The 22,840-nt window shown below is 64.7% G+C and carries 18 protein-coding genes and 1 tRNA gene; 14 read left to right on the top strand and 5 right to left on the bottom strand.

The features are described from left to right. Positions 1-14 precede the first annotated feature (14 nt). Positions 15-1,595 carry an AMP-binding protein gene (locus tag MU582_06905; GenBank protein UPK76360.1) on the bottom strand — a complete coding sequence of 527 codons (1,581 nt, stop codon included), beginning with the start codon at positions 1,593-1,595 and terminating at the stop codon, positions 15-17. 88 nt (positions 1,596-1,683) lie between these two features. Here MU582_06905 and MU582_06910 point away from each other — a divergent pair, with 88 nt between their 5' ends. Then, complete coding sequence (locus tag MU582_06910; protein ID UPK76361.1) at positions 1,684-2,634, top strand: esterase family protein; 951 nt, start codon at positions 1,684-1,686, stop codon at positions 2,632-2,634. 162 nt (positions 2,635-2,796) lie between these two features. Continuing rightward, positions 2,797-4,497: a DNA cytosine methyltransferase gene (locus MU582_06915; GenBank protein ID UPK76362.1), complete on the top strand. Its 1,701-nt coding sequence runs from the start codon at positions 2,797-2,799 to the stop codon at positions 4,495-4,497. On the opposite strand, the gene MU582_06920 is transcribed toward MU582_06915, so the two are convergent. Next, entirely contained in the window at positions 4,494-4,883 is a 390-nt protein-coding gene (locus tag MU582_06920) for a hypothetical protein (protein ID UPK76363.1), read from the bottom strand. The two genes, MU582_06915 and MU582_06920, sit on opposite strands and share 4 nt — an antisense overlap. A gap of 24 nt (positions 4,884-4,907) precedes the next feature. After that, a complete protein-coding gene (locus MU582_06925; GenBank protein UPK76364.1) occupies positions 4,908-5,912 on the bottom strand; it encodes a MurR/RpiR family transcriptional regulator in 1,005 nt (334 codons plus the stop codon). 23 nt (positions 5,913-5,935) lie between these two features. Between MU582_06925 and MU582_06930 the strand changes: the two genes are divergently transcribed. The 6 genes from MU582_06930 (at position 5,936) to MU582_06955 (ending at position 13,073) form a co-directional block, all read left to right on the top strand. Then, complete coding sequence (locus MU582_06930) at positions 5,936-6,865, top strand: ABC transporter substrate-binding protein (protein UPK76365.1); 930 nt, start codon at positions 5,936-5,938, stop codon at positions 6,863-6,865. Between the two features lie 5 nt (positions 6,866-6,870). Then, positions 6,871-7,773, top strand: a complete 903-nt coding sequence (locus MU582_06935) for an amino acid ABC transporter permease (GenBank protein UPK76366.1) — start codon at positions 6,871-6,873, stop codon at positions 7,771-7,773. Next, complete coding sequence (locus MU582_06940; protein ID UPK76367.1) at positions 7,770-8,555, top strand: amino acid ABC transporter ATP-binding protein; 786 nt, start codon at positions 7,770-7,772, stop codon at positions 8,553-8,555. The genes MU582_06935 and MU582_06940 overlap by 4 nt, the downstream gene beginning before the upstream one ends. Before the next feature lie 6 nt (positions 8,556-8,561). Next, complete coding sequence (locus MU582_06945) at positions 8,562-9,893, top strand: amidohydrolase family protein (protein UPK77125.1); 1,332 nt, start codon at positions 8,562-8,564, stop codon at positions 9,891-9,893. Beyond that, positions 9,886-11,160: an allantoate amidohydrolase gene (locus MU582_06950; protein UPK76368.1), complete on the top strand. Its 1,275-nt coding sequence runs from the start codon at positions 9,886-9,888 to the stop codon at positions 11,158-11,160. The genes MU582_06945 and MU582_06950 overlap by 8 nt, the downstream gene beginning before the upstream one ends. A 1,604-nt stretch (positions 11,161-12,764) precedes the next feature. Further along, positions 12,765-13,073: a WhiB family transcriptional regulator gene (locus MU582_06955; GenBank protein UPK77126.1), complete on the top strand. Its 309-nt coding sequence runs from the start codon at positions 12,765-12,767 to the stop codon at positions 13,071-13,073. 26 nt (positions 13,074-13,099) lie between these two features. Here MU582_06955 and MU582_06960 read toward each other — a convergent pair whose 3' ends face one another. Beyond that, positions 13,100-14,671, bottom strand: a complete 1,572-nt coding sequence (locus MU582_06960; protein UPK76369.1) for a tyrosine-type recombinase/integrase — start codon at positions 14,669-14,671, stop codon at positions 13,100-13,102. A gap of 103 nt (positions 14,672-14,774) precedes the next feature. Beyond that, positions 14,775-14,848: transfer RNA gene (locus tag MU582_06965), tRNA-Arg, on the bottom strand. A gap of 63 nt (positions 14,849-14,911) precedes the next feature. Between MU582_06965 and MU582_06970 the strand changes: the two genes are divergently transcribed. From MU582_06970 to ettA, 6 genes are all read left to right on the top strand, one after another. After that, the gene (locus MU582_06970) at positions 14,912-15,625 is read left to right on the top strand and encodes a DsbA family protein (GenBank protein UPK76370.1); all 714 of its coding nucleotides are present in this window, start codon (positions 14,912-14,914) and stop codon (positions 15,623-15,625) included. Next, a complete protein-coding gene (locus MU582_06975; GenBank protein ID UPK76371.1) occupies positions 15,622-16,956 on the top strand; it encodes a PrsW family intramembrane metalloprotease in 1,335 nt (444 codons plus the stop codon). Before MU582_06970 ends, MU582_06975 begins: the two co-directional genes overlap by 4 nt. 163 nt (positions 16,957-17,119) lie before the next feature. Then, on the top strand, positions 17,120-18,832 hold the full coding sequence (locus MU582_06980; protein ID UPK76372.1) for a dynamin family protein: 1,713 nt from the start codon (positions 17,120-17,122) through the stop codon (positions 18,830-18,832). Next, the gene (locus tag MU582_06985) at positions 18,829-20,454 is read left to right on the top strand and encodes a 50S ribosome-binding GTPase (protein UPK76373.1); all 1,626 of its coding nucleotides are present in this window, start codon (positions 18,829-18,831) and stop codon (positions 20,452-20,454) included. Before MU582_06980 ends, MU582_06985 begins: the two co-directional genes overlap by 4 nt. A 175-nt stretch (positions 20,455-20,629) precedes the next feature. Continuing rightward, a complete protein-coding gene (locus MU582_06990; protein UPK76374.1) occupies positions 20,630-21,115 on the top strand; it encodes a single-stranded DNA-binding protein in 486 nt (161 codons plus the stop codon). Positions 21,116-21,138: 23 nt separating this feature from the next. Then, entirely contained in the window at positions 21,139-22,821 is a 1,683-nt protein-coding gene (gene ettA, locus MU582_06995; protein ID UPK76375.1) for an energy-dependent translational throttle protein EttA, read from the top strand. Positions 22,822-22,840 lie beyond the last annotated feature (19 nt).

Raw genomic sequence — 22,840 nt, forward strand, 5'->3', positions numbered from 1 at the left:
AAGTCATAGCGGGCCTATCGGGATGCCGCATCATGGTCGTAACGATGTGGGGCCGGGCTCATCATACGTAGGCGCGCCTTCTGCACTTTCGCTGTCGGAGTCTTCGGCAGAGTGTCGGTCAACTCGACGAAGCGGGGAATCTTGAACCGTGCAAGGTGCGTCGCACAGTGATCGATCACGGCCGATGGGTCGAGCGCTGTGCCCGGGCGCAGTACCACGTATGCGAGCACCTCCTCATCCGAGAGTTCGGAAGGTACCCCGATGACAGCGGCCTCCAAGACGTCGGGATGTCGTTCGATGACTCGTTCGACCTCCAATGAGGAGATGTTCTCTCCTCGACGGCGAACGATGTCCTTCTTGCGATCGACGAAGTAGTAGAAGCCGTCCTTGTCCCGCCACGCGTTGTCGCCTGTGTGGAGCCATCCGCGCGCGTCAAGCGCTTCTTCGGTTCTCGCTGCGTCGTTGAAATAACCACGCATCATCGCGGCGTTGCGGAGCAGCAGCTCTCCGGTCGTTCCATCCGGAACGTCTGCGCCTTTGCCATCGACGATTCGCGCTTCGGTTCTGGGAACGTCTAGTGACGGATGGTGGCGGGGGGTCCCCATCGAGCCTGGGCGCCGGTCGCCGGTGAGCGACTCAGCCAGACCGAAAGTCGTCTCGCTCATCCCGAAGCCGGAGATGATGGTGAGTCCGAAACGCGACTCCAGTGCTTTGCGTGTCTCGTGGTCGGGGGCTGGAACGCCATACGCTGTCTTCACAGCGTGTTGTCTATCGTCTGCGGCAGGATCCTTCTTCGACAAGATGGCGGCCATGGCGCCGATGTAGTTGAACACGTTGACTCTGTGCCGACGGATATCTGGCCAGAACTCGCGGGCGCTGAATCGTGGCGCAAGCACAATGGCGCCGTGCGCTCCGATTGCACCCATCGTTGAGTACGCCTGTGTGTTGATGTGGAAGAGCGGAAGACAGGCGTAAATCCGGTCTCCGGGTGCCATTCCCATCCAGTGGGGATACGCCTCGCCTGTCAACACGAAGTTCTCGTGCGTCTGCATAACGCCCTTCGGATGCCCGGTCGTTCCCGATGTGTAGATCAAGCTGATCAGGTCATCTGGCCGAGGCGACGGGGAGTCGAGTATGGACGAGCCGGACTCTGCCTCCAAACAGGCGAGGAAACTGTCGCAGGTCTCGCTCTCCTCGAGAGTCAGGATCGAACGTACATGCCTAAACCGACTGGTGTCGGCGATTCGTGGCAGGTACGCCTGCGATGACAGGACCAGGATTGACTCGCTGTCCGAGACGAGATAACTCGCCTCCTCCTCTTGGAAGCCTGTGTTGATAGCGACCAGAACGCCCCCGATCTTTGCCAGGCCGAGCCAAGCGACGAGGAAGTCGGGCGAGTTATCGAGCATGAAGGAGACACGGTCACCGCGGCGTACGCCGAGACGTAGCCACGCACGCGCAGCCCGATTGATCTGGGTGTCGATGTCACCGTACGTGCGCACCGAGCCATCGACCGTCGAGATCAGGTACGGCCGCTCGGGTACCTCATTCACGGCGGCCTCGAAGAACGTCCGAAAGTCGCGCTGCTCAGACACTGGCACCTCCAGGTGGTGATATGAGACAGTGTCTCACTGTAACAGGTGGGCGTCCCGAACTCATCTGGGCTCGCGAAGGGAGAACCTGATGGACCGACGTCGACTACTCGCCGCCGGCATGGCGACTGCTGCGGCCGCCGTATCGCACGGTCAACACGCGGCTGAGGCTGCGGCGCCCGCAAGCCAGGGCGGACGCGTCATCAAGAACATCGCGATGAAGAGCGCCATGCTAGATATCGACGTGCTTCACACGATGTATCTACCGCCCGGCTACGGCAGGCACGGTCGGAGGTACCCGCTGATCTACCTACTGCACGGCGGTCCGAACACGAACACCTCTTGGGCGGAAACGGGTGACCTCAAACGCATCGTCGACGCCGCAATCGCGCGGAGGCGGGTTCGTCCCGTGATCATCGCGATGCCCGATGCCCGCCGCGATCCTCGCATACCGTCCGAAGAGCAGCAGCTGACCTTCTACATGGACGACCTAGACGGCAACTTTCGCTATCAGACCATGCTCATTGAAGAGTTCCTCCCTCACGTCGAATCACACTACGATGTTCTACCCGGAGTCCGCGGTATCGGCGGACATTCGATGGGCGGCTACGGAGCGTTAGCATGCGCAATGCTCCATCCCGGTACGTTTCTCGGTGCCTTCGCGCTGAGTGCCGCGCATCGGACGGACCAGCAGATCACGGGCCTCGACATGGATCTCTACAACCACGGCTACGGCAAGGCATGGGGCGAGGACCTTGCAGGAACCGACCGTCTCAACGACGCCTACAACTACTACAATCTGCGCGACATCATCCAACGAACCCCAGTGAGCGAACTGAGCGCAAGTGAATACTTTCTGGACGTGGGCGCATACGACCCGTTCTTCGAAGGCAACGCAGATCTCCACGTCGCGCTCACCAGGAAGGACATTCCGCACCGCTTCATGGCGCGAGAGGGTGAGCACAACTGGGCGTACTGGACGACCGGCATGCCGGCCGCGCTGGGGTTTCTAGACCGCGCATTCAGCGATGCCAATGGCTGAGCGAGGCCCAAGAACTCGCGGTCGTGCAACAATCCCGATGCCAACGACGAGGCTCATCACACCGCCAGGGACCCGAGTTCCATCTAGCCCGTAACCCTTCGGCTCACGACTACGTCATTCCGCCGCGTTTCGGGCGTTGTGAGGCGGGTCAGAGGTGCGCTGATGTTGACGATGACCGACCTGTTCTGTGGCGGTGGGGGTTCGTCGACCGGTGGGATCCAGGTCCCCGGCGTCGAGATCCGGATGGCGGCCAACCATTGGAAGCTGGCCGTGGAGGTGCACAACGCGAACCATCCGGACACCGACCACGCTGCGGTCGACCTGCACATGGAAGACCCCCGCTACTTCCCGCGTACCGATCTGTTGTGGGCGTCGCCGGAGTGCACGAAGTGGTCCCAGGCCAACGGCTCGAGGCCCTTGCCTGCGATCGAGGAAGGGCTGTTCGAGGACCCGCTGTCGGATGAGGCGTCGCTACGGTCGCGGTTGCTGATGTTCGACGTGCTCCGGTTCGCCGAGCACCACCGCTATCGGGCGATGACCGCGGAGAACGTCGTCGACATCGCCACCCAGGCCAAGTACCGCACAGCCTGGCACCTGTGGCGCCACGAACTCGCCAAGCTCGGCTACCGCCACCGTGTCGTGTCGCTCAACAGCATGCACGCCCAAGCCGGAGGACTCCCGGCGCCGCAGTCGCGGGACCGGATCTACATCGTGTGCTGGCGCAACGGTGACACCGCACCCGACCTCGAGCGGGCGCTACGCCCGAACGCATGGTGCATGAAATGCGCCGAGGTTGTGGAGGCGCAGCAGGCGTGGAAGAAGGGCCGCACCGTCGGCCGCTACCGCCAGGCCTACGTCTACGTCCACGCCGCCTGCGGCACACAGGTCGAACCCGGGTGGCTGCCCGCCGCCGCCGCGATCGACTGGACCATCCAAGGCACCCGCATCGGCGACCGGGACAAACCCCTCGCCGACAAGACCCGCCGCCGGATCGCGGCCGGGATCGCCCGCTATTGGAGCCCGTTCCACATCGAGGCCGGCGGCAACCAGTACGACGCCGCCGACCCGAAACACCGCTCCTACGGCGACCCGAACGCCTACTACCGGGCATGGCCGGTCAACGAGTACCTCCGGGTCCTGCACACCGCCGAGACCAAGGCACTCGCGATCCCCGTCGAAGGCCGAGACGGCAAACAGGCAAGGCCGCTCGGGATGCCAATGCGAACACAGACGACCCGCCTCGAGACCGCGATGGTCGTCCCATCCGGCGGCACCTGGAACGAAGACGCACGCACCGTCGACCATCCGCTTCGGGCGCTCACCACCCGCGAGGCCTACGGGCTGGTGACGCCGCTGCACGTGTCGATGATGGGATCCAGCCCCACTCACCTCGACGGCTCCGCACGGCCCGTCGACCGCGAACTGCGCACGCTCACCGCCGAAGGGAACAACGACTACCTCCTCTCGCCCTACTCCAGTGGGAGCGGGTCCGCGAGGCCGATCAGTGATCCGGTTGGGACGTTGACGACCCGTGACCGCTACGCCCTGATCCAACGGCACAACTCCAGCCGGGGCGACGGAGCCGAGATGGTCACCCCAGCCTCGGAGTATCTGCGCACGTTGACGACCAAGGGCCACCAGTCGATCGTCACGCCCGGCGATCTCGAGGCCGCCGACGCGCAGGTCGACGACTGCCTGTTCCGGATGCTTGAGCCCCACGAGGTCGCCGCCGGGATGGCATTCCCGCCCGACTACCAATGGTCGGGGAACCGGCGTGAACGCGTCCGCCTCGCAGGCAACGCTGTCACCCCACCCGCAGCACGCGACCTCATCGGCACTGTCGCCGACACGCTCGCCGCCTAGCCCGCTGAGGCCAGTGCCCGTCGCCGCTGAGGCTCGCTCAGCGGCGACGGGCCTATGCGGCGCCACGACCACTCCAACGTCGCGGAGACGCCAGCCATACAGGCGGCATAGTCGCTGTCGCCGAGACGCCTCGCGCGTGCGAACCGCACGTTCGCCTCGCGTAGCTGGGCCTCGACCTCCTCCGGCAAGGGAAACGCCGTCTTCCGCGTGACCGGCGCCTCCAAACCCGCCCGCGCAAGCCAACGACACGTGCGCACCACCCGCAGCGTGTACCAGTCGATCGGCGGCGGCCCACCCGCCTGCGCATCCCACAGCGCCTCCGCCTCCCGCCACACCTCGACGAACTCATCCCGCGAGATCCGTCGAGGTCGAAGTCCCAGCGCCATAGCGTGACACCTGGGACCCAAGCCCTAGCTCAGGAATAGCGTGTTTGATTGGGCCAGTTGATCGAATGCTTCTAGACGTTCGTTGGCTCCAGGCACCGATTCGGCCAGGCGGTCGAGCAGTAGCGATAGGAGAGTGACGTGCGCGGCAGGGCTGTCAAATGTGAAGCGATGATTGACAGGCGCCCAGAGACGTACTGAAGCGAGATCGGCCAGGACCCCCAACGGAGAGTCGCTGATTAGGATCACTTCTAGTCCGATGCTGTTGGCGAACCGCATCGCTTCCGCAGTTTCGGTCGGGTATCTCGGTACGCATAGGACCACGGCAGCCGTAGCGCCGAGGCGGCGCGATCTTTCGAGGCCGTCCAGCATCTGGCTATCGCCGCCCGTGATCAGATGCACGTCGGGCAGGATCTTGAAGGCAAACTGGGCGAAGAACGCAGCCAAGGGTGCGGAGATCCGAAGACCTACAACGGGTAGGACTGGGGAGGCCGTGATCGCCTCGACGGCGCGTTGCAACTCAACGTGCAGTTCGCTTTGGCCTCGCAGTCGCCGCAGCGCCTCAACCTCTCCGTCAATCGCCAAGTACTCAGTGTCCTGGTCAGCTTCGACCAGATCACTCGGCGCCTCGCGCAGTCGCCGGCGGATCTCCTTGCGGAGGGCCGCAAAGTTGGGAAACCCGACTGCAGTGGCAAATCTCGAGACAGATGGCTGGCTGACACCTACCCGATCGGCGATCGCGGTGACGCTCTGATACGCAACGTCGTCGGTCGCCTCGGTGAGCAGATAGTGGGCGATCCGGCGATGCGCGGGCGTGAGGGTCTTCCCCTCGAACAGTGCCGCGAGGCTGTCGGCTTCCCGCGAGGACGTGGTCGAAGGTGAGGGGTCATCGCCGTGGGGTATCGCTGGCTCGGCACATGAGGGGGTCACGCGTGCTCCTTGCTGTGTTGCCGGGAAGCGAATTCTCGCAGAACCATTGACAAAGAATACCTGTATGCCGTTCGCTGGCAACAGCATACTGTCATTCATCATCGTTCTACGCGAAGGACATCACCATGAAGGTCATAGGTTCACGGGGTGACCACAGGCGGGGTCTCACGGGCTTCGCGCTGGCTCTGGTTGCCGGGTTGACACTCGGCGCGTGCGGCGGCCCGACGAGTCCAGCCGCTGACCAGGTCGGTGCTGATACGTCGGTGGATCCGGCGCTCGTGAAGCTCCTCCCGTCGGATGTCAAGTCGTCGAAGAGCCTCAAGGTGGCAACCGGTACGGGGTATCCACCCCTGGAGTTCACCGACGAGAACGGGGAACTCACAGGCTTCGACGTAGAGCTGCTGCGCCTTATCGGCGAGAAACTGGACGTCACGATGAACTTCGAGAAGGTGTCGTTCGACGCACTCATCACCAGCATCCAAGGCGGCAGATACGACATCGGGGCTTACGGCGTGCTCGACAAGCCCGAACGCCAAGACCTCGTAACATTCGTGGATCACCTCAACACAAGTTCGTCGATCTTGATGCGGGCTGACGACGACACCGCGAGCGATGTCTCGACGATCGACGACCTCTGCGGGCTATCAGCCGGAGCCAACGCTGGCGAGACGCAAGTGACTGACCTCGAGGCGGCGTCCGATCGTTGCGTAAAGGCTGGCGACTCCGCGATCGACGTCCAGACATTCACCGAGTCCACTGACGCACGCCTCGCCCTGACCTCGTCCAGAATCGACGCTATCGTCGGGGGCACTCCTGGACTCGTGTACTACGCCGAGCAGGAGCCGCGCGTCCAGATCGCCGGCAAGCCATACCGCTTCCTACCGTATGGGCTTGTGATCGCGAAGGATCGTCAAGATCTGGTCGAAGCCATACAGAAGGCCCTTCAGCAACTGATCGACGACGGAACTTACGCGGAACTCCTGGATAAGTACGACCTGGCCGAGAACGGCGTCGACAAAGCCACCGTCAACATTGGAACCGAGAATCAAGGATGAGTACGGTGACTGCAATACCCACGACCCTTTACCCAGGCCTGGGTGAACCCATCAAGACGAAGCGACGCGCGCGCCTCGGGCGCTGGGCGTTCGCGATCGTTGTGCTGCTGGTCGCGATCGACCTGTTCGTGAGCCTCGCCACCAACGAGCGACTCGCGTGGAACGTTGTCGGGACGTACCTGTTCAGCGAGCCGATCATGTCTGGACTCCGGCTAACATTGATCCTGACTGTGAGCTCGATGGCTCTGGGCGTCTTGCTTGGAGCTGTGCTCGCAGTAATGCGTATGTCGGACAACCCGATCCTCGCTGGTGCAGCTCGCGGCTACATCTGGTTCTTCCGTGGTACGCCGCTCCTTGTGCAGATGCTGTTCTGGGCGTATGCCTCAGCGATCTATCCACAAGTCTCCCTCGGCGTGCCCTTCGGGCCCGGTCTCCTTAGCTTCGACTACAACACCGTTGTCCCGCTGTTCGTTGCCGGGCTGCTCGCACTCGGGCTCAATGAAGGCGCGTACGCCGCCGAAATCATCCGAGCTGGCATCCTCGGCGTAGACGAGGGCCAACTCGAGGCCGCTCGCGCGCTCGGCATGAGTGAGCGGAAGCTCTTGCGACGCATCGTGTTGCCCCAGGCAATGCGGATTGTCGTACCACCGCTGGGGAACGCGACGATCATGATGCTGAAAACGACGTCACTGGTCTACGCCATCGCACTTCCGGAGCTCCTGACGTCAGCGAAGATCATCTACGGGGCGAACTTTCAGCAGATCCCGCTCCTCATCGTCGTTTCGTTTTGGTACCTACTTATCACCAGTCTCCTGAGCATCGTCCAGTCTCGCTTGGAACGAATCGCTGGACGTGGCTTCACCCGGCGGGAGATCTCCGCCGCCGATACCGAAGGTGTACGAGCATGAGTCATACCGAAGTGAGCACGGGCGATGTGATCGTCCGCGCTGCCGGTGTAGGCAAGCAATTCGGCCCAAACCTTGTACTCAAGGGAGTCAACCTTGAGATCAGCCGCGGCGAGGTTGTCTGCATCATCGGACCATCGGGCTCGGGCAAGAGCACGTTCCTTCGGTGTATCAACCACCTGGAGTCGCTTGACTTCGGCGTCATCGAGCTCGTCGGCGACCTTGTCGGCTATGAACGCCGTCGCGGGCACCTCGTAGAGAAGACGACTCAGCAGGTAGCGGCCCAGCGGGCCCGCATTGGGATGGTGTTTCAACGGTTCAACCTGTTCGCTCATCTAACCGCGCTTCAGAACATCACGGAGTCCCCCGTTCAAGTGCTTAGGAAGCCCAAGAAGGACGCTGAAGATCAAGCCCGCAAACTGCTCGACCAGGTCGGCCTGAACAGTCACGCCGGCCACTATCCGAGCGAACTGTCGGGCGGCCAACAGCAGCGCGTCGCTATTGCGCGCGCTTTGGCTATGGAGCCTGAGGTGATGCTGTTCGACGAACCTACGTCCGCCCTGGACCCGGAGTTGGTGGGCGACGTGCTCGGCGTGATGAAGGACCTTGCGGCGAAGGGAATGACAATGATTGTCGTCACTCACGAGATCGGTTTCGCACGCGATATCGCCGACCGGGTCGTGTTCATGGATGACGGCGTCGTCGTCGAGGAGGGCTCCCCGGAGCAGGTGCTTGAGAACCCGCAGGAAGCCCGCACCCAGTCGTTCCTGTCGAAGGTGCGCTGAAACGTGATGTCGACCGAGACGTACGTAACGGCCGAGCACGCGTTCGTGAACGGGCACGTGGAGCCCAACGTCGCAGTGGGAATGTCAGGTGGGCGTATCACGGAGATAGTCCCACGGCACGCGGCGCGATCAGGTGTTCCGCTGCAGGACTGGGGGGCGGCCCTAATTGTTCCGGGTCTGGTAAACGCTCACGGCCACAGTTTCCAGACGGTGCTACGGGGGATCGTCGATGACCTCCAACGTGGCACGTGGCGAACCTCCGTGCTCTACCCCTGGAGCGAGAGTCTCTGTAGAGAGGACATCTACGCAGTTGCCCGATTTGCGTTCGCCGAAGCCTTGCTGTCGGGCACAACCACGACAAACGACTTCTTCTATCTACACGATGACGGAAACGAGAACGCCCATGCTGTCATCCGGGCCGCCCAGGACGTTGGAATACGACTGGTCTTCGCGCGCACTGTGTATGAGCGGGGGCGTGTGCCCGGGGCTCCGGACCGGTACTTCGAGAGAGTCGGCGACAGCATCGAGCGTTTTCGATCGCTAGTTGTCGAGACTGAAGACATCCCAACGGTCTCGGTCCAACTCGCCGCCCACTCGTTGCGCGGCGTGAGCCTCGACGCACTTCGGGCAACGTACGCGGGTGCTCGTGAGGCTGGCTCGCCGATGCACGTTCACGTACACGATGCGCCGGCCGAGCGAAGCCGACTTCACAACGAGTTCGGCAAGACCCCCATCAGAGTTCTCCGTGACGAGGGCATGCTCGGACCAGACACGATCCTCGTGCACTGCCTAAACTTGGAGGACGACGAAATTCGGCTTATCGCCGAAGCTCACGGCAACGTCGTGCATTGCCCCTCGACCTCCATGTTCTTCGGACACCGGACCGCTCCCATCGAGGAGCTTCGAACCCGTGGGGCGCTCGTCGCGCTCGGATTCGACGGTGGCAGTGGCAACAACCACCAGTCCATCTTCACCGAGATGCGTATCGCCTCGCTACTCCAGAAGCAGTTGCTGGCGAACCCTGCAGCGCTACCCGCAGAGGCGGCCTGGGAGTTGGGCACGAGTCACGGAGCGCGCATGCAACACGTGCGTGCTGGAGCAATTGAAGTGGGCGCCCACGCGGACTTGGTCGGACTGGACTTGACGAATCCTTCGCTGCAACCCGTCTCGAGAGTGCCCAAACACCTTGTTCATTCAATGGAGCCAACAGCAATCAAGAACGTCATAGTCGGAGGGCGGACGATCATCGAATCAGGGCGTCTTCAGACAGTCGACCTCGAGGACATCGTTGCCGGATTGAATCAAGTTCACGAGCGTCTGGAGTCGACTCATGCCTGAGCGCCACGACGGGCCCGACATCGTGCAGACCGTTGGCAATCTCGAGGTGATGCTGGCGGCAACGCAGGACATCGGGGGCGGGCCAGATGGCGGGTGGACGCGTCTAGCGTGGACTCCGGAGGATGCGGCGATGCGTCAGTGGTTCGTCGAAGAAGCAACAGAACGTGGGCTGACGGTCGAGGTCGATCGCAATGGAAACCAGTGGGCCTGGCATGGTGACCCCCGCTCGGGTGAGGCGATCGTGACTGGTTCTCACCTGGATTCGGTTCCGAACGGAGGACAGCTCGACGGCCCGTTGGGTGTGATGTCGGCGTTCTTGGCGTTCGATCACCTGGTTGCATCCGGCGTTCATTGCAGTCGCCCGCTGGGGATCGTGAACTTCTGTGACGAGGAAGGAGGGCGTTTCGGAGTCGCGTGCATCGGTAGCCAACTCGCGACCGGAGCCGTCCAGCCCGAACGTGTGCTGAAATTGGCAGACAAGGATGGCGTAACTCTTCGCTCAGCCATGACGGCAGCTGGGCACGACCCTGAGGGCCTGGGCCAGGATGACGAACGACTAGCACGAATCGACACGTTCGTAGAACTGCATATCGAGCAGGGTGTCCAGCTTTCTCCGGACGATCCATACGGCATCGCGTCTGGGATATGGCCGCACGGTCGTTGGCTGCTCACTTTGGACGGCGCGGCCGATCACGCCGGCACCACGAGGCTCCAGGATCGGCGTGATCCCATGTTGCCGTTCGCGTTCGCGCTCCAGCACGCGCGCACAGTTGCCGAACAGTGTGGCGCCCGGGCCACCATAGGACGAGCATTCATCTCACCCAATGGCGCGAATGTGATACCTAACAGGGTGCGCTGCTGGATAGATGTGCGGGCACCACGTGAGGAAGATCTAACCTTCGTTATCGACCGGATTGCGCATGACGTCTCGACAGCGGCCGCATCGCACGGCGTCGAGTCAGCCCTCCGAATGGAGTCGTTCAGTCCCGCCGTCGTGTTCGACCAGTCTTTGAACGCCGACCTGCATCAGATCCTCGGAGAACCGCCCCAGGTCGCGTCATTGGCTGGCCACGACGCAGGGATCCTGTCCGCGGCGGTCCGTTCGACGATGCTCCTAGTCCGTAATCCGTCCGGGACATCACATGCACCACACGAGACGATCGAAATTTCCGACGCTGCGCGCAGCGTCGGTGCGCTGTCGGCAGTCCTGCGCGAGTTACTGCAGGCGTCGCCCATATGCCAACGCACTCAGGCTCGTCTTGGCTGACTGAGTTCAACGCCGCCGGAATCCTGAGCGCCCTAGTGTCGCTCCTGGCGGCGGCCGGAGCTTGCCTTAGCGAAGACTCCTGACCGGCCACAGGCCTGGTCACGGCAGTTTGGCGCCGCGACCGCTGGCGCAGGGCTCGCTACGAGTCAGCACACGGGGCAGCGACCCCGATTGGTGAAAGCACACTTGCGTGAGTCTCCGGATTTCAAGCCACACGGTGCCGTTCCGGCTAAGTGACATCGTCGTTGGCTTGAGTGGCCCGGGACGTCCGCACGTCGGCGTACCGCGTTGCGATCCACGCCGATAGACGGTCGCTGCGCCTAGCAAGCATCGGGACCCTGGGCAGTTAGGCAACCATGCGCAGTGCATGGTGATCATCAGAGAGTTGTCGTTCGGAATCGTGATGGTCTAGGGGAGGAGTCCATAGCGCGGATCGTCCGAGCCGATCGCTAGCCCCTGCCTGCGGCGGCTACAGCTAGTGCCTGCGCGATGGTACCGGGGCTTGCCTCTACGGGATCCAGAGCAGGCAATTCATCATCACGAAGGGCGTCATCGATTACCTGGCGGGCGGTGAATTCGGCCCGGCATCGAGATGACGTGTTCTTCAGCAAGTTCGGTTAGATCGATCGAGTGACGGCAGTGCCAAGGATGGTCTCGCGCGATCGATCGACGGCCACCGTCACGCCTAAGATCAAGGCGACCGACGCCAAGAGCGAGAGTGACGGAGTGGCGACACGACTGGCTCGCCGTGCTGGTCGCTGCCGGCGCCGGCGTGACATGACTTGTGACATGAACTGCAGGTTTCTGGTGACAGAATCGGCGTCTAGAGCACCGACGAGTGCATCTTCTGCCCTGTAATGACGGGGGAGGGCCCGGTGTACGGGGTTCTCATAATCCCTGAGTCTCGATTCGAGTCGAAGTGCTGTGCGCCGATTGAGGATTGATCCTGGCACCTTGCGTTGGTTGCGGTAAGTGCCAGCATGTCCGCCTGGCTGCAGATAGCATCGCTATATGGGAGCGTCGCCTCAGATTGACGGACCGGAGCTCAGGGTCTTGCGTACTCTGATTTCTTCGGCTGCTGCACCGAGGTACGGACTTGACCTGATTCTCGAAAGCAGAGCATCGAGCGGCGTGGCGTACTCGATTTTGCGCCAACTAACTGATGCCGGCTGGCTGATGCAATCGTGGGAGGGGCGCGATCCGCGAGACCGGGACCGGCCTCGGCGGAGGTGCTACCAGTTGACGGCCGAAGGGCTTCGCGCCGCTAGCGCTCTCGTCGCTGAACGGACGCGGTCGGTAGTCGTCCAGCAGCGCGCTCGGCATCCCTCCGTCGGTTGGGCGCAGTGACAGCTCTACTCGTGGCCTTTGTAGTCACGCTTGTGCTCACTGGAGTCGCCACCGAGATCGGGACCCGGCTTGGGTGGATTTCTCCCCGGCTCATCAGACGGTCGGTACGAGAACTGCCAGAGACCGAGCAGGCTGATGCCTGCGAGGAGTTGTCTCGCAACCTTGACGACCTGCGCGAACGATCGCGATCACTACCAGTCACTCGTACCTGGCGTGAGTTGCGTTTTGCGCTGTCGTTGCTCATTGGGCTTCGGCGTATGCGGAGGGATCACGACTCAGCGCTAGCCAGCCACCTCCACGACCTCACCGAGTGGGTGGCCAGGGCGCAGTGCGCGAATGTCGACGTAGGCGATCTATTCGTCAGCGGGGCTAACCAGTCAAAGGCGACGAACGTCTGTCGTTCGTGCCCTGTGGCTAGCCAATGTCTCACGGAGGCACTGCAGAACGACATCGAGTGGGGTATCTGGGGCGGAACAACTGAGCCTGAGCGGAGACGTCTCGCATTCGATCTGAGAACCGGACGTCGTTCGCTCAGCCAGATTCTCGCTGACCAGGGTCTGGTTTGATCCCGCCTCACGTTGCTCGGAGTCGCCTAGATTAGAACGGCACGTTTGCCGCGGGCCGTCTTCACGAGGCCAGCGTCCGCGAGGCTGGCTATTGCTCGGTGCGCCGTGCTGGGTACGACGCCATACTGCGCTGCTAGGGCCTTCGCTGTAGGGAGTTCGTCACCCGGAGACAGGATCCCGGTTCGGATCGCGCCGTGTAGGTCGGCGGCGATGCGCGTATATGTGGCGTCCTCTTCGGTTAGCTCGTCGGCGCGTGCGGCCGTTCCGGGTTTCTCTCTGGCGCTGGCCTCCGCGGGGCGCGGCGGCATGCGGGCGGTGACGGACCCGGCTGCGCGTTGGTCGGCTTCGGCGGACCATGCGGTGTACACGCGTAGCGTTGTTGCCCCTCCGCCGCCATGGCCGAGGCGTCCGGCGACGATGCGTGCGTCGACTCCGGCGTGGATGAGTTCGGTTGCGCTGTAGTGCCGAAGGTTCTTGAGCGTCGTGTTGATGCCGAGTCGGTCTGCCATGCGCTTGTACCGCTGCGACGCGGAGTCCGGGAGGAGTGGCTTGGTGGCGTCCGGCACGGACGAGAAGACATATGCATCACTCGCGAGGGTGGAGCCGACTGTTGCTAGGCGGTCGCGGGCCCGCTCACGCATGTCGCTCAGGACGTGCGCAGTTTCTGGGTCGAGCACGATGCGGCGCTGTTGATGAGTCTTGGTGTCCTTCTCGAGGACCTCGCCCCGCTCGACGTACACGGATCGGCGGATCGTCAGGAGCGACTTGTCCATATCGACGTGGTTCCAACGCAGCGCGCACATCTCGCCGCGGCGCGCACCGATGGTCATTTTCGTCCAGACGAAGGCGCCCCAGTCGGGGTCGCTCCGCCAGGCTGCTTCGACGAGCCGCGCAGCCTCTTCGGCTGACGGCGGTTGCGGATCGGGCTGGGGTCGTGACGGTGCGTCGGCGTCCTCAACCGGGTTGACCGAGATCCACTTCCAGGCGCGTGCACGCTTGAGCGCGCCGCTGAGGATCCAGTGGATCTGCAACACCGACGACGCGTCGAGGCCGGAGCACGCGTGCGGCTTGCAGGCCCGCCGACAGGCGCGGCAGCTAGCAGGATCCGGCGGCGCGCAGACCTCGGCGGCGTGCTCATCGCATTCGTGCTGAACGGCTGTGCGGTGCTGCAGGTACGGTTTGCCGTCGCAGTGGTCGCGACAGCGGCGCAGCTCGGCGTAGAACGAGTCGAGCACCTCGGCGTCGAGTCGCGTCAGCGGCAGGCTGCCGAGCAGCGGGCTGATGTGGGTGCGGATCTTCGACTCGTACCCACGCCTGGTCGATCGTGCAAGGTTCACGACGCCCATGTACTTGTCGATCAGCTGACCAACGGTGGCGAGGGTGCGAGGGTTGCGCCTCTCGTCGACCTGGTTCTGCAGCCGAGTGCGGACCTTCTCGACCGCCTGAGCGGCCCTCGGTCCAGACGGTACGGTTTCCTTGAGGTACAGGCGACGTTTGGTAACAGGATCGATGCCCGCATACACCGAGACACGGAGAGCGCCGGACGGCAGCTCTTCGATCGAGCCGCGCGCGCGGCGCCGTCTGGCTGCCTGTGCCATGGCGCGAAGCGTAGCATTTCGCACCATGTATGATCCCACGACAGGACGTGAGTGATTGGTCGACTAAGGTGCGAAATCGCATCTGACCTGGGAAAACGAGAAGCGCGCCCGGCAGGATTCGAACCTGCGACCGGTGGATTAGAAGTCCACTGCTCTATCCAGCTGAGCTACGGGCGCTAGCGGTCGAAGCCTATCCGCTGCACCGGGCAGCGAGCGACGGCGGCACAAGGAGAGGCGGGCATGGCGACCAAGAAGCAGAAGCGTGACCGGCTCGCACGTGCCGAAGCCGAGCGACGCGAGCAGGAACGCCTTGCCAAGCGCGCGCGTACGGTTCGTACCGCCGCGATCGGTGTCGGTGCCGTCGTCGTGGTCGCGGCCGTCATTTTCGCGATCAGCTGGCTGAACAAGGACAAACCCGTCGTCACACCGGATGCTGTGACCGCGCAGGGCGGCATCGCATATCCGGCGGCGAACCAAGCGGCCGCTGACGCCGTCGAAGTGGTCGTGTACGAAGACCCCCTGTGCTCGCACTGCCGCGACTTCGAGACCGACCACGGCGCGTACCTCCAGAAGGCGGCGGACCGCGGCGACATCTCCCTCGAGTACCGCCCAATCGCGTTGATCAGCGACGACTCCGTCGCACCCGTCAACGCGATGGCGTGCGTACTCGACGATGCCGGACCGAAGGCGTTCGTCGAGTTCCACGACCGAGTGTTCGCGGGTGAGTACGCCGACAGCGACTTCTCCGACCTCGCCAACGAGTCCGGCGCTGACGGGCAGGCGGTGGCCGCCTGCAACGACGACGGTACGCATGACGGCTGGGTCGAGAAGGTCACGTCCGACGCCTCCGATGACGGCGTCGAGTTCACGCCGACGGTCCGGGTCAACGGCGAAACCATCGACGTCGACGACCTCGATGACATCGAGACGCTGATCGAGGAAGCGGCCCCGTGAGTACCTCTCCCGCTCTGAGCGCACCCGGCACCGCCGCGTTCGGCGATCCGCTGCATCAGTCGGGCCGCACCCTGCTGCTCGTGCTGATGTACGGCGGCGCCGCGGTCGGTTTCGTCGGTGGCATCGCCTTCCTGACCCATCGGGCCGATGCGGACTTCGGCAGCCTCGGGCTGGCGCTGTTGTACGCCGCGTTGCCCCTGCCGGTGCTCATCGGGGTCTACCTGTGGCTCGACGGGTACGAACCGGAGCCGCGGCGCTATCTCGCCTCCGGGTTCGTATGGGGCGCGTTCGGCGCGGTGACCCTCGTACTGCTGATCCAGATCCCGATCGAGAAGGCCTGGTCGCCGTCGATGCACACGCAGGCCGTGTTCCTGGCGCCGCTGCTCGAGGAGCCGGCGAAGGGCGTGATCCTCGTCCTCACCTTCCTGCGCCGCCGGCAAGTCATCGACAGCATGGTCGACGGGTTCGTGTACGCAGGTATGGCGGCACTGGGCTTCGCGTTCACCGAGAACGTCCTCTACTACACCTCGGCGTACGTCGCTGCCGCCGAGGTCGACATGCCGGGCACGCTCGGCGCAACCGGCACGTTCTTCGGGCGAGGGCTCATGACGCCGTTCATGCACCCGATCTTCACGTCCTGCTTCGGCGTCGGGTTGGCGCTGGCGGTGCTGACCCGCAACCCGGCCGGTCGCATCGCCTTCCCGCTCCTGGGTCTCGGCGTCGGCATGCTCGCACACGGCAGCTGGAACGCCGCCGCCTCGGAGGGCGAGGCCGGGCTACTTCTTCTCGCGTACGCAGGGATGCTCGCGTTGCTCGGCGGGCTGACCACCTGGGCACTGGTCGCGCGTCGCAACGAAGGGCGGCAGCTCTGGTCCGCGCTGACCGATATGGCGCGCCGTCGCGGGTGGCTGCATGTCGACGAGATCCCCTACCTCGCCCGGCTCGGCCTACGTACCCGTGCCCGCTCGTACGCGAAACGCGGCGCCGGTGACAGTGCGGCGCAGGCGGTGCGTCGCTACCAGTCGCTGGCTTGTGCGACGGCATTCCTCTACGACGGCGTGATGCGGGGTCGCCCGAAGTACCGCGCGGTCGAGCGCGTCGACTCGATGCGGGCCCAGATGACGGCGGTGCGGCCACAGATCGTGTTGCCTCCACCGGTCCGGATCGTCAAACGGCTCCCGCGGGCAGTCGGCCACCCTGCGTGGGGATACCCGCCGCCCGGGCATCGGCAGCCGCCGCCTGGATGGCACGCACCGCAGCAGGTCACCTTTCCGCCGTACCCGCCGCGCCCCGCTCCGTACCGTCCTCCTGACCGACGGTCACGGCCCTGACGGACCGTTCCACCACCACTCGGCGGCACCGAATCGGGTACCGGGTGTGACCGTTGTGACGTGTGTTGTGGCCCGACGTAGGTCCGCCGGGCCGATCTCTACTACAGTGAACGTACGAATGTCGGGCGCCGAACACACGCGATGGTCGTGATGGAGGCGGAGTATGCGGAGCGAGGTAGCGGTGCGATCGTCGCCTGAGCTGCTCTCTGCCCTGGTACGGCTGCGGGAAGCCGTCGGCGCGGCGTCTCTCGATCTCGAGACCGATGACGCCGTCACGGTGCGTGAGCGACGCTCGAATACCGTCGATCAGCTCGAGGACTACATCCTTCCGCGGCTCGTGCAGCTGGACGCGCCGCTGCTCACCGTCGTCGGCGGCTCGACCGGCGCCGGCAAGTCGACGCTTGTCAACTCGATCGTCGGCAAGGCCGTCTCCGAGGTGGGCGTACTCCGTCCGACGACGAAGTCGCCGGTGCTCGTCCACCATCCGAGCGATGCGGAGTGGTTCGCACCCGAGCGCATCTTGCCGGAGCTCGAACGCACGTCGAGCCCGTCGGCCGGCCCGAGCGCGATGCATCTGGTGGCCACCGACCTCCTTCCACAGGGCATCGCCATCCTCGACGCGCCCGATGTCGACTCGGTCGATCATCAGAACCGCGCCCTCGCCGGGCAGCTGCTCGCGGCCGCAGACCTCTGGCTGTTCGTGACGTCAGCGGCGCGCTATGCAGATCAGGTGCCGTGGGAGTTCCTGCAAGGCGCCGGCAAGCGCGGTGCGTCGGTCGCGGTCGTCCTCGACCGCACTCTTCCGGACGCCGCGCTGGAGGTACGTGGCCACCTGGCGCGGATGATGAGCGCGCGCGGGTTGCGCGACTCGCCGCTGTTCATCGTTCCGGAGTCGCCACTCGACGGAGATGGTCTACTGACGCGCGACGTGATCGGTGAGGTACGCCGCTGGATGCACGACCTCGCCTCGGACGCCACGGCGCGTACGTCGGTCATCTCGCAGACTCTCGACGGTGCGATCCGGCAGACCGTTTTCAGCTCGCACGAGGTCGCCGACGCGGTTGCGGCGCAGGACGAAGTCGCCGGCGAGCTGCGGTCGCAGGTCGAGGCGGGTTATCGCGAGGCCGAGGCCGACGTGATTCGTGTCGTGGCCGACGGCTCGTTGCTCACCGGCGAGGTCGGCGCGCGCTGGCAGTCGTTCGTCGGCACCGGCGAGTTCATGCGCTCGCTCGAAGACAAGGTCGGTCGCATCCGTGAGCGTATGGTCAACTCGTTCCGCGGCAAGCGCAGCGCTGCCTCGGATGTGAGCGAGGCGGTCGAGCAGTCGCTTGGCACCGTCCTGGTCCAGTACGCCGAGCAGGCCGCGGAGGCCGTCGACCGCGCCTGGGCGACGTCGACCGCGGGGCATGCGTTGCTCGAGAAGGCAGATGGGGGCCTCGACCGTGCGTCGCCGCAGTTCCGCTCCCGCGCGGCATGGACTGCCCGCGAATGGCAGGAGTGGACCCGTTCGCTCGTACGCGCCGAGGCCGCGGAGAAGCGGCTGAGCGGCGGATTCCTCGCCCTCGGGGTCGACGGTGTCGCCGCCGCGCTCGCGATGGTGGTGTTCACGCACCACGCCGTGACGCCCGACCCGACCACGGCTGTCGCACGCGAGCTGCTCGACTCGATCCTCGGCGAGCAGTCGGTCACGACGCTCGCGAAGACCGCGGAGGCAGAGCTGCACCGCAGGGTGCGTACTCTGTTCGCCGACGAGCAACGGCGTCACCTCGACGTGCTCGCGGCGAATGCTCCCCGCAGGGGTGCGTACGACGCGCTGCGAGGTGCCGCCCGCGGCGTCGACGATGCCCGGATGAATCCAGGAAGGGAACGCTTTTGAGCGCCGGTGAGGTTCTGGCCCGCGAACGAACCGACGTAGCCGCCCGAGTAGGAGGCCTGTCGCGCGCCGTCGACGCCGGTCGCGGACGCCTCGATGACGAGTTGCTCGCCCCGGCGGAGACGGTCGTCAATCACGCGAACGAGCGCCTGCGGCTGTCCAGCGAGCACACGATCGTCGCTCTGGCCGGCGCGACCGGGTCGGGCAAATCGTCGTTGTTCAACAAGCTCACCGACCTCGAGATCGCCGGCGTCGGAGTCAAGCGGCCGACGACGTCGTGGGCGTTGGCATGCGCTTGGGGGCCCGAGGGCGCCTCCGACATCCTCGACTGGATCGGCATTCCAGCGCGCCAGCAGGTGTCGCGGATGAGCATGCTCGACACGTCCAACGACGATACGAACCTCCGCGGTCTCGTACTCCTCGACCTGCCCGACCACGACTCGACCGAGGTCGCACATCACCTCGAGGTCGACCGGCTGGTCGAGTACGCCGATCTGCTCGTGTGGGTACTCGATCCGCAGAAGTACGCCGACGCGGCGATTCACGAGCGCTACCTGAAGCCGTACGCGACGCATAGCGACGTGATGATCGTCGTCCTCAACCAGATCGACCTGATCCCGGCCGACAGGCGCGATGACGCGATCGCCGACGTACGCCGGTTACTGGTCAACGACGGGGTACCCGATCCGATCGTGCTCACGACGTCGACCGTCACCGGTCACGGGCTCGACGATCTGCGTCGGATGCTGGTCAAGCGCATCCGCGACAAGGTGACCGCACGTGAGCGCATCGGCGCCGATGTGCGACCGGTTGCCGAGCGGCTCGCCGAGGTCAACGGCATGGTCGAGCCGCCGGTCGTGGGCGAGGCAGAGCGTGACGGCTTCCGGGCTGCTCTTGCCGACAGCGTCGGGGTCCCGACCGTCGTCGAGCTGGTCCGGTCGATAGTCGTCGAACGCGGTGCGCGCATGACGAGCTGGCCGGTGATGCGCCTGATCACCCGTCCCCGCAAGGATCCCGGCCATCGCATCAGCGGCGACGTGTCGTCAGGGTCCCTCGTACAGGCGTCGATGCCCGAGATGCGCGCACAGCGCGGGCATGCCGACTCCGCAGTACGCGAACTTGCCGAACGCACCACGAGTTCGCTCACCCAGCCGTGGGTACGCGCGGTGCGATCAGCGACCACCGGACGCAGCGATGAGATCGTCGACGCCGTCGACAACGCGGTCGAGTCGGCCGATCTCGGGCTCACCAAGACCCCCACCTGGATGCGCGTCGTCAACATCGTGCAGTGGCTGCTGCTCGCGGCGTTCGTCGCCGGAATCGCCTGGTGGGTCGCCATCACGGTGTCCGACGACACGGGCCTACCCGACTCCGAGGTCGGCGGCGTGTCGATTGCGCTCCTGGTGGCCGCAGCCGCCCTCGTCATCGGGATCGTGCTCGGCATCGTTTCGCGAATCGCAGTGGGCACATCGGCCAAACGCCGGGCGCGCGCTGCGGACGAGACGCTGCGCGCCTCGATCGCCGATGTCGCCGACCAGCAGATCCTCGCCCCGCTCGACGGCGAGCTGAAGCGGTACGCCGACACTCGCGAGGGCCTCCGCGCGGCGCTTGCGGGCAGCGCGTAGCACCTCGCGGCGGGCGTCGCGCACCTTCCGCGCCTGACTGCATCCACAGAGCAGCAGCTGTTCACGGAGGTTTCCACAGCGACTCGGTCCGCATGCGCCGCAGGTTCGCGGCACACGCATGGTGTCCACGAGAACCGCGACAGCCGCGGGGAGAGTGAGCACCTGGGAGGCAGCCATGCACGAGGCGCAGGTCACCATCACCGGTTATGTCGGCACCACCGTCGACTTCCGATCGAGTAGCGGCAACGGCAACGACCGGGCGGTGTTCCGGTTGGGCTCGACGTCGCGGTTCAAGGATCGCGAGGGGCAGTGGCGTGATCGAGAGACCGTGTGGATGACCGTCAAGGCGTGGCGGTCGCTCGCACAGAACGTCGCCGCATCCGTACGGCTCGGTGAGCCGGTGATCGTCGTGGGCCGGCTGCGCACCGAGCGCTGGAAGGGCGATGACGGGCACGACCGTTACCGCGACGTACTCGAAGCGACGAACGTCGCACATGATCTGAACCGAGGTACGGCAGCGTTCCGCCGCAACGATCGACCCACGGAGCTGCCGGCCGAGGCGGGCCGACCGGCGCCCGTACGTACCGGTGACGACGCCGCGGAGGTCTCGGACGCGCCCACCGGCGCACATAGTCCAGCGCCCGAGCCCGCTCCCGTCTAGCGCGTCCCCTAGGCTTGGTGATCATGGCCGAGTACATCTTCACACTGCGCAACGTCCGTAAGGCCCACGGCGACAAGGTCGTCCTCGACAACGTCACTCTGTCGTTCCTGCATGGGGCGAAGATCGGCGTCGTCGGTCCGAACGGCACCGGCAAGTCGACCCTGTTGAAGATCATGGCGGGGCTCGAGCACGCCAACAACGGCGACGCCATCCGCGATCCGGAGGCGACGGTCGGCATCCTGCTGCAGGAGCCGCCTCTGACCGAGGGCAAGACCGTGCTGGAGAACGTCCAAGAGGCGGTCGTCGAGGTCAAGACGAAGCTGGATCGCTTCAACGCGATCAGCGCCGAGCTCGCCGATCCCGATGCCGACTACGACACGTTGCTCGCCGAGATGGGCAACCTGCAGGCCGACCTCGACCACGCCAATGCCTGGGACCTCGACTCGCGGCTCGACCAGGCGATGGACGCGCTGCGCTGCCCGCCGCCAGACGAGGTGGTCGACCACCTGTCCGGTGGTGAGCGACGCCGGGTCGCGTTGTGCAAGCTGCTGCTGGAGCAGCCCGACCTGTTGCTGCTCGACGAGCCCACCAACCACCTCGACGCCGAGAGCGTGCAGTGGCTCGAGCAGCATCTGGCGAGCTACCCGGGCGCAGTCCTCGCCATCACTCACGATCGGTACTTCCTCGACAACGTCGCCGAGTGGATCCTCGAGCTCGACCGCGGCAAGACGCATCCGTACGAAGGCAACTACTCGACGTACCTCGAGACGAAGAAGCAGCGCCTCGTCGTCGAGGGCAAGAAGGACGCCAAGCGCGCCCGGATCCTCGAGCAGGAGCTGGAGTGGGTGCGATCCAACCCGAAGGCGCGGCAGACGAAGAACCAAGCGCGCCTGAAGCGGTACGAAGAGCTGGCCGCGGAGGCGGAGCGCAATCGCAAGCTCGACTTCGAGGAGATCAACATCCCGGCCGGTCCGCGCCTCGGCGATGTCGTGCTCGAGGCATCGGATCTGCACAAGAGCTTCGGCGAGCGTGAGCTGTTCGACGGCCTGTCGTTCAACCTGCCGCGCGCGGGCATCGTCGGTGTCGTCGGCCCCAACGGCGTCGGTAAGTCGACGCTGTTCCGGATGATCGTCGGCCAGGAGAAGCCCGACTCCGGCAGTCTCGACGTCGGTAAGACGGTCAAGATCTCCTATGTCGACCAGAGCCGCGGTGGCCTCGACCCCGAGAAGAACGTCTGGCAGCTCGTCTCCGACGAGTTGGATTTCATCAAGGTCGCCAACTACGAAGTGCCGAGCCGTGCATACGTCGCGTCGTTCGGCTTCAAGGGCTCGGACCAGCAGAAGGCCGCGGGCGTGTTGTCCGGCGGCGAGCGTAACCGGCTCAACCTCGCGTTGACCCTCAAGATGGGCGGCAACCTGCTGCTGCTCGATGAGCCGACCAACGACCTGGACGTCGAGACCCTGCAGTCGCTCGAGGATGCTCTGCTCGAGTTCCCGGGCTGTGCTGTGGTCGTCTCACACGACCGGTGGTTCCTCGATCGCGTAGCAACGCACATCCTCGCGTGGGAAGGCACCGACGAGGATCCTGCACAGTGGTTCTGGTACGAAGGCAACTTCGCCGACTACGAGCAGAACAAGGTCGAGCGCCTCGGCGCCGAGGCGGCGCGTCCGCACCGGGTCACCCACCGCCGACTCACCCGACCCTGATCAACCCACGGCCGCGAGC

It is taken from the genome of Nocardioidaceae bacterium SCSIO 66511 (assembly GCA_023100825.1).
In the GTDB taxonomy this organism is placed as follows: domain Bacteria; phylum Actinomycetota; class Actinomycetes; order Propionibacteriales; family Nocardioidaceae; genus Solicola.

Excerpts from the sequence above, each read along its gene's own strand:
- MU582_06990 (UPK76374.1), top strand. The coding sequence starts at position 20,630 with ATGCACGAGGCGCAGGTCACCATCACCGGTTATGTCGGCACCACCGTC.
- MU582_06925 (UPK76364.1), bottom strand. The coding sequence starts at position 5,912 with ATGATGAATGACAGTATGCTGTTGCCAGCGAACGGCATACAGGTATTC.
- MU582_06980 (UPK76372.1), top strand. The coding sequence starts at position 17,120 with ATGCGGAGCGAGGTAGCGGTGCGATCGTCGCCTGAGCTGCTCTCTGCC.
- MU582_06945 (UPK77125.1), top strand. The coding sequence starts at position 8,562 with ATGTCGACCGAGACGTACGTAACGGCCGAGCACGCGTTCGTGAACGGG.
- MU582_06970 (UPK76370.1), top strand. The coding sequence starts at position 14,912 with ATGGCGACCAAGAAGCAGAAGCGTGACCGGCTCGCACGTGCCGAAGCC.
- MU582_06930 (UPK76365.1), top strand. The coding sequence starts at position 5,936 with ATGAAGGTCATAGGTTCACGGGGTGACCACAGGCGGGGTCTCACGGGC.
- MU582_06950 (UPK76368.1), top strand. The coding sequence starts at position 9,886 with ATGCCTGAGCGCCACGACGGGCCCGACATCGTGCAGACCGTTGGCAAT.
- MU582_06940 (UPK76367.1), top strand. The coding sequence starts at position 7,770 with ATGAGTCATACCGAAGTGAGCACGGGCGATGTGATCGTCCGCGCTGCC.
- MU582_06910 (UPK76361.1), top strand. The coding sequence starts at position 1,684 with ATGGACCGACGTCGACTACTCGCCGCCGGCATGGCGACTGCTGCGGCC.
- MU582_06915 (UPK76362.1), top strand. The coding sequence starts at position 2,797 with ATGTTGACGATGACCGACCTGTTCTGTGGCGGTGGGGGTTCGTCGACC.
- MU582_06955 (UPK77126.1), top strand. The coding sequence starts at position 12,765 with ATGCGGAGGGATCACGACTCAGCGCTAGCCAGCCACCTCCACGACCTC.
- MU582_06920 (UPK76363.1), bottom strand. The coding sequence starts at position 4,883 with ATGGCGCTGGGACTTCGACCTCGACGGATCTCGCGGGATGAGTTCGTC.
- ettA (UPK76375.1), top strand. The coding sequence starts at position 21,139 with ATGGCCGAGTACATCTTCACACTGCGCAACGTCCGTAAGGCCCACGGC.
- MU582_06960 (UPK76369.1), bottom strand. The coding sequence starts at position 14,671 with ATGGCACAGGCAGCCAGACGGCGCCGCGCGCGCGGCTCGATCGAAGAG.